At 53.9% G+C, this 6,805-nt stretch carries 5 protein-coding genes; 4 read left to right on the top strand and 1 reads right to left on the bottom strand.

From position 1 onward, the window contains the following. The coding region (locus tag ACI77D_RS29035) for a hypothetical protein (protein WP_406980484.1) at positions 1–440 on the top strand (440 nt) is incomplete at its 5' end. Next, positions 437–937, top strand: coding sequence for an immunity 70 family protein (locus ACI77D_RS29030; protein ID WP_263273631.1), 501 nt, complete (start codon positions 437–439; stop codon positions 935–937). The genes ACI77D_RS29035 and ACI77D_RS29030, both read left to right, overlap by 4 nt. 428 nt (positions 938–1,365) lie before the next feature. On the opposite strand, the gene ACI77D_RS29025 is transcribed toward ACI77D_RS29030, so the two are convergent. Then, positions 1,366–1,731, bottom strand: a complete 366-nt coding sequence (locus ACI77D_RS29025; RefSeq protein WP_133775961.1) for a helix-turn-helix domain-containing protein — start codon at positions 1,729–1,731, stop codon at positions 1,366–1,368. Positions 1,732–1,862: 131 nt separating this feature from the next. Here ACI77D_RS29025 and ACI77D_RS29020 point away from each other — a divergent pair, with 131 nt between their 5' ends. Next, on the top strand, positions 1,863–4,892 hold the full coding sequence (locus ACI77D_RS29020; protein WP_407018060.1) for a CHC2 zinc finger domain-containing protein: 3,030 nt from the start codon (positions 1,863–1,865) through the stop codon (positions 4,890–4,892). A 12-nt stretch (positions 4,893–4,904) separates the two neighbouring features. Then, positions 4,905–6,002 (top strand): site-specific tyrosine recombinase XerC, encoded by a 1,098-nt coding sequence (gene xerC / locus ACI77D_RS29015; RefSeq protein WP_407018059.1) that lies wholly within the window; start codon positions 4,905–4,907, stop codon positions 6,000–6,002. Positions 6,003–6,805: the final 803 nt, after the last annotated feature.

Below are 6,805 nucleotides of genomic sequence, written 5' to 3'. Positions count from 1 at the left end.
CTACTGGTGGCGCTGCTGGAAAGGTAGATGATCTTGCCTCTACTGCGACACCTGTTCGTCCCACACCCCAAAAATCTGAAATTGATGTCGGCGCTGATCTTGGTGCTGGAGCTCGCCCACAAGTCAGTTATAAAAATGGACAAGAAGTTCCTTACGGCACTTCGGGCAGTGTTCGTCCAGACTGGTGTGTAGGTAACGTATGCAGTGTTGAAGTGAAAAACTACAACATCGCAAAAAATCAAAGCGGATTGATTAGTAATGTTTCCAAGCAAGCCCTCCAGCGAGCTGAAAATTTACCGCAAGGAATGCAGCAGCAAGTCGTTATTGATATTCGAGGGCAAGCTGTTACACCTGTGCAGCGTGCGCAAATCGTTCGTGGAATAGTTGATAAGTCAAATGGGGCAATATCTCCCTCATCCATCAGGTTTAAAGCAGAATGAAAAATGTAGGTGTTCTTGCCGCAATGACAATATCTGTCTTAGGCCCAGCCTCTGACGTTGACTGTTTTTTTAAGTCTGTTGTGTTTTTTCTTGAGGGCGGCAAAAGAGGAAGCAAGTATCCCTTGGTTACAGAGAAGCTTTATTGCCGCTCTTTAAGTAAAAACGAACTGGCTGAGTTAAAGATAGATTTAGAGAGTGTAAGGGCTGAGTTTAATAGCATTCCTGCGGATAGCTTTGATATAAGCGCTTTCGAGGTGGACAAGGAAAATACTCGTTTGCTTTTGAGTGGTAATACTCTGGCTGACATCTTTGCTCGCTTCTTCAAAATTATTTTTGATGCTGTCGAATGTTCAGATGTTTTTTATAAAGAGTTTAATGAGTACGTCCCTTTAAGAATCGGTTTTACCGACGCGCCTGACTATATTTTTGATGTGAATCGTTCCGAAGACTTGTATAACTCTCTTGCTTCTGACGAGTTACCGTTCTGGCGTCGCTGATCTGTAGGAATTCTATTTTTTATTTAGCACCGGCTTAACGCCGGTGTTTTTGCATCCGATTTGCAGCCCTTTTGCTATCTATTTGCTCCCCTTTTGCTCCCAGGTTGCAACCTTTCTGCACTCAAGCTGCATCCCTTTTGCACCCACCCTGACGACCTACGGTCTAGCTGCTCAATACGCCCTTTTTGAGCATGATTTTTCGCTCCTTAACAGGAGCAAAATCTCAATACACATCACGCACCTCTCGCGAGGTAGGTATTTTCCATATATATCAATTAGTTATCCGGTTTTTGTCTTCTGGGTGCTGCTATACATTTTTAATACAAAACGAGTGTTTCACCCAGCAAACACTGACGTGAGTTGTATAGCATTTGTTATACACAGCAGCAGCCCCAAAGAACTGGTCCTTTTTTCAAGGTTGGCCCGTTTTATTGGCCCGGCAAGCTGTCTCTTTTAGTCGCAGCTTGTGTCCAGCGCTTGGCGTCGTGCATGTGCAATACGCTACTGATCACTGTCTCCAGGGCTTCGCGCTCTTTGTCATCCAGCTTGGAAATGGCCTCAAACTGAAGTTTCAGGCGGTCATCCGGCCCACGTTCTCCCTCATCAAATAGCAGCATATCGGCGCTGACACTCAGAGCCAGAACGGTCCTTCGAAAGACTTCGATGGTCGGTTGTGTTGTGCCTGCTTCATAGCGCCGTAGCTGCGAAATATGCACACCAATGGTGTCAGCCATCTGTTGCTGTGTCAGTCCGCGCTCTTTGCGCAGGGCCGCCAAGCGTTGCGGGAAGCTCATGGGCAGAACCAGCGTTGGGAAATGGACCATGAGTCTATGCCTCGTTTTTTTGTCGCTTGACGTGAGATAGCATATTAGGATTAATTAAATATAGCTAATATGATTGTTGACGCATTTTAGGAGAAAACTCGATGGCCCGCATCCCCGAAGCCGAACTGGAACGCCTCAAGCGCGAGGTGTCACTGGTCCGGCTGATCCAGTCGCAGGGCCATGAACTGAGAAAGCGCGGCAAGGACTGGGTGATGTGCTGTGTGTTTCATGACGAAAGCACGCCCAGCCTGTCGGTCTCCGAGGAGAAAAATCTCTATCACTGCTTTGGCTGCGGGGCTGCTGGTTCGGTGATCGATTGGGTGATGAAAACTCAAGGCGTGTCGTTGCCACACGCAGTCCAACTGCTGCGTAACGACGCGCCGCTGGAGAACACGGAAAAAGTCGGTGTGACACGCAGCCACGCTCGACACCTCCCTTCTTTAGCTGCGGGCTCTTCTGATCTTGAAGCCGCGGCGCTGCTGCGCTCGGTGGCCGAGTTCTACCACGCCAATTTCAAACAATCCCCCGAAGCACTGGCCTATTTGGAATCTCGCGGCCTGAACCATTCCGAGTTGATCGAGCATTTTCAACTCGGTTATGCCAATAAAACCCTGACGTATCGCTTGCCCGCCGGGCATACCCAGGCCGGTCGGCAGGTGCGGCAGCACCTGCAAGATTTAGGTGTTTTGCGTTCTACCGGACACGAACATTTGAACGGTTGTCTGGTCGTGCCGGTGCTGGGTCTGGAGGACGGCGCGCAGCCGGAGCAGGCAGGGCGAGTGATGCAGCTTTACGGACGGCGGATGCAGCCGAACAATAAAATTCCTGCCAACCAGTCCCGGCATATGTACCTGGCTACGCCGTTGCGCGGTGTCTGGAACGAAGCGGCGTTGCTGGCCAGTCTGGAAATTATTCTCTGTGAATCGCTGATCGACGCCATGACGTTTTGGTGTGCGGGTTTTCGTAACGTCATCAGCGCTTACGGCGTGAACGGGTTTTCCCAAGATCATTGGCAGGCCTTGAAACACCACGGCACCCAGCGGGTCATCATTGCTTTTGACCGCGATTCGGCAGGAGACGCAGCAGCCGAAAAACTGGCCGAAGAATTACGCTCTGCCGGCATCGAAGTCTTCCGTCTGTTGTTTCCGCAAGGCATGGACGCCAACGCTTTCGCCTTGCAGGTGGAAAACCCGAACCAAGCGCTTGGCGAGTTGTTGCAACAGGCATTGTGGCAGGGCAAAGGCACGCCGGTTTCGGTCGAGCCAGACCCCTCTTTTTCTTTAGCCGCTGCGCCGCAGGCAACCGCCGAGTTACCACCGGTGCCTGGACTTTCCGATTCGGAAACTTTGCCTCTTGGTGGTCCAGTTTCCGATTCGGAAACTTTTAGTGAAAACGCCCAGGGTGATCTGTTGTTGGCCGTGGCCGACCGCCGATGGCGGGTGCGCGGCTGGAAAAAGAACCTCGGCCCGGAACAAATGCGGGTCAATGTGCAGGTGCGCCGCGAGGTCGCCGAAGAGCACGCAATGGGCCGCGAAGCGGCCTATTACGTGGACAGTTTTGATTTGTATGCAGCTAAGGCCCGGTACAGCTATTTGAAACAGGCGAGTATCGAGATGGGCGTGCCGGAAGAAATCATCAAGCGCGACCTGGGCAAACTGTTGCTCAAGCTGGAAGGTTTGCAGGAGGCCTCAATTCAGGCAGCACTGGCCCCGAAAAATCCCACGCCGACGCTGAGCGCGGAAGATGAACTAGCCGCGTTGAACCTGCTGCGTGCGCCGAACCTGATCGAGCGCATCGAAGCCGATTTGACCCGGTGCGGTGTCGTTGGTGAATCCTACAACCTGCTGGCCGGGTACTTGGCGGCGGTTTCCCGAAAGCTGGATCAGCCGTTGGCTGTCTTAATTCAGTCATCGAGCGCAGCCGGTAAATCAAGCCTGATGGACGCTGTTCTAAACCTGATGCCGGAAGAAGAACGTATCCAATACAGCGCCATGACCGGCCAGAGTCTTTTCTACCTCGGCGAAACGGACCTGCAACACAAGATCCTCGCCATCGCCGAAGAAGAGGGCGTTCGCCAAGCAGCTTACGCCCTGAAACTGCTGCAATCGGACGGCGAATTGACCATTGCCAGCACCGGCAAGGACGAAGCTACTGGCAACTTGATCACCAAGCAATACACCGTCAAAGGCCCGGTAATGCTGATGCTCACCACCACGGCCATCGACGTGGACGAGGAACTGCTCAACCGGTGTTTGGTGCTGACCATCAACGAAAGTCGCGAGCAAACCGAAGCCATTCATGCGGCCCAACGTAGAAAACAAACCCTCGACGGCTTGTTGGCCGACGCCGAAAAACAGGCCATTACTCGCCTGCATCAAAACGCCCAGCGGTTGATTAAAACCGTGGCGGTGGTCAATCCGTTCGCCGATCAATTGACCTTTCTTTCGGACAAAACCCGGACCCGGCGTGACCACATGAAATACCTGACGCTGATTCGCTGCATTGCCTTGCTGCATCAGCATCAACGCCCGATCAAACACGTCGAGCATCGCGGCAAATCCTTGGCGTACATTGAGGTCACGAAGGGCGACATCGTGCTGGCCAACCGGCTGGCCCACGACATCCTCGGGCGCACCCTGGACGAACTGCCGCCGCAAACGCGGCGTTTGCTGGAGCTGTTGCAAGGCTGGGTCGAGGCCCGAAGTCAGGCGCAGGGCCTCAAAGAAAATGAGTTTCGGTTCGGTCGCAAGGACGTGCGCGAGGCCACTGGCTGGGGTGATACCCAGTTAAAAATCCATTTGGGCCGACTGACCGAGCTGGAATACCTGCTGTTGCACCGCAAGGGACTGGCCCATGAATACACCCTCACGTATGACGGTAAAAGTGGCAACCAACCGCACCTGATGGGCTTGATCGATGCCGACCAACTCGACAACACATCCGTCCGGTCGGGGGAATTAGAAGAGCGGTCGGACTCAGGTCGGGCCATGGTCGGCAGTCAGTCGGGCACCTCAAAACCTGAGCAAAGCCACGCCGTTTCTGGCCTTGGAGCCGAAGCGGTCGGTCTGAACGAGAAACCACCGTTCCAGCCGTTATTAAAAAACCACTCCGCGTTGTCTAGCGCCGTCTAAGTCGAGGTGGTTATGCCGAAAAAAGGCGAGAGCAAAAAACTGCGTGTTTCGGAACAAATCATTGGCCCGCTGGGCGATCCCGGCAGCCTGTACTTTCAGATGAAACAGTTCCTGCAATATCAGCGTGAGCGCAGCTATTCCGAGCGCACCGTGGGCAACCGTGAAAGCCTGTTGATTGCGTTTATCCGCTGGTGTGACGAACGAGGTCTGACCCGGCCACAAGAAATCACTCGACCGATTTTAGAGCGTTACCAGCGTCATCTTTTTTTGTATCGAAAAGCCGACGGCGAAGCATTGTCAGCTCGTAGTCAGACGGTGCGTATCACGCCGATTCGGGTGTGGTTCAAGTGGCTGACCAAAACCAACCGAATCCTGTACAACCCGGCTTCCGACCTCGATCTACCGAGGATGGAACAGCGTTTGCCGAAACATATCCTCAGCAGCGACGAAGCCGAACGCATCCTCAACGTGCCGGACACCCAAACCCCGACCGGCATCCGCGACCGGGCCATGCTGGAAACCCTTTACAGCACTGGCATGCGCCGCATGGAGTTGATCGGCCTGAGCTGGAGCGCCATCGATTACGAGCGCGGCACGGTGATGATTCGCCAGGGAAAGGGCAAAAAAGACCGGATGATTCCCATCGGTGAACGGGCCTTGGCCTGGATCACCAAATACCGCGACGACGTGCGGCCCCATTTTGTCTTGGGTCAGGACGATGGCACGTTGTTTTTGACCCAGCAGGGCGAAGGATTCAGCCCCAATCGGCTGACGCAACTGGTGCGCGAACACATCGAAAAAGCCAACATCGGCAAACGTGGCAGTTGCCATTTGTTCCGCCACACCATGGCCACGCTGATGCTGGAGAACGGCGCCGATATTCGTTTCATCCAGGCCATGCTTGGTCATGTCAGCCTGAACACCACACAGATTTACACCCAGGTTAGTATCCGGGCGCTCAAGGAGATTCACACCGCCACCCATCCGGCACGGTTGCAACGGCAACATTCGGCCAGTGAAACCACGGCTGAAACCCTGCCAGATGATCCCGTCGAAGCCCTGTTGACGGCCTTGGACGCCGAAGCGGATGAAGAGAGTGATCAGGCCTGACAAGTTGCCTGCAAAGGCCTGACAAACACCCTACAAGTCCCCTTCAAATGCCCGTCGGCCTGACAAATCCCCTGCAAACTCCCCACAAAGTCCCTACCAATACCTGACACCCCCGCAGGCCGCGAAGCGGCCTCAATCAACGGCGAAAAATACAGGCACGCTATGGATGTATACATCCGTTGCCAAAGGGAAGCCCTTTGAAACCCGGAAGCCGCCTCTACGAGTCGATAAACCTGAGTCATCTTTTGGACCGGAAATGTTTTGTGGCCACCGCCTGCACGCAGTCGGTGGCCACAAACCCTGATCAGGGCTGCGCCCCGATACCCCGTTGGATTAGCGTCTTTCAGAAATTCGAGTTTTCTTGATTAGTGCAAATTAGTGCAAGTCAGCGCAAGCCAGTGCCATTTAGTGCCATTTAGTGCAAATCAATGCAAATGTCCTTCGGACATGGAACCAGCACGCTTTTGGTGAGGCACGTTACCGACTGTTTACAAATGAGCTGCGCCATTCGTAACCAATCGACCGTACCAAAGGGGAAACCCCTTTGAACCCCGAAGCCTAACGCGCTGCGCTTGTTGGCCCCTGGCCGTCCGCTGGCTTCGCCACCGAACGACCAGGGGCTTTTTGTCGTCGGTTGGTTTGGTCGTCCAGGGTGTGCTGTGACGGGCTCAAAACCCGCGTCGGGGTGGTTTTGTTCAGCGAGCGGGAATCAGCTGGGCTAACCGGCGCGCAGGCCGCGTCTCGTCTAGCGTTGCGCGTCTAGACAACGAAATTCGCGTCGGGTGATACTGTTGGTGCAAAAG

The sequence above is a fragment of the Pseudomonas sp. O39 genome, from assembly GCF_045447295.1.
GTDB classification, from domain to species: Bacteria; Pseudomonadota; Gammaproteobacteria; order Pseudomonadales; family Pseudomonadaceae; genus Aquipseudomonas; species Aquipseudomonas antarctica_A.
The sequence above is the reverse complement of the archived record's forward strand: the minus strand, read 5'-3'. Positions and strand labels throughout refer to the sequence as shown.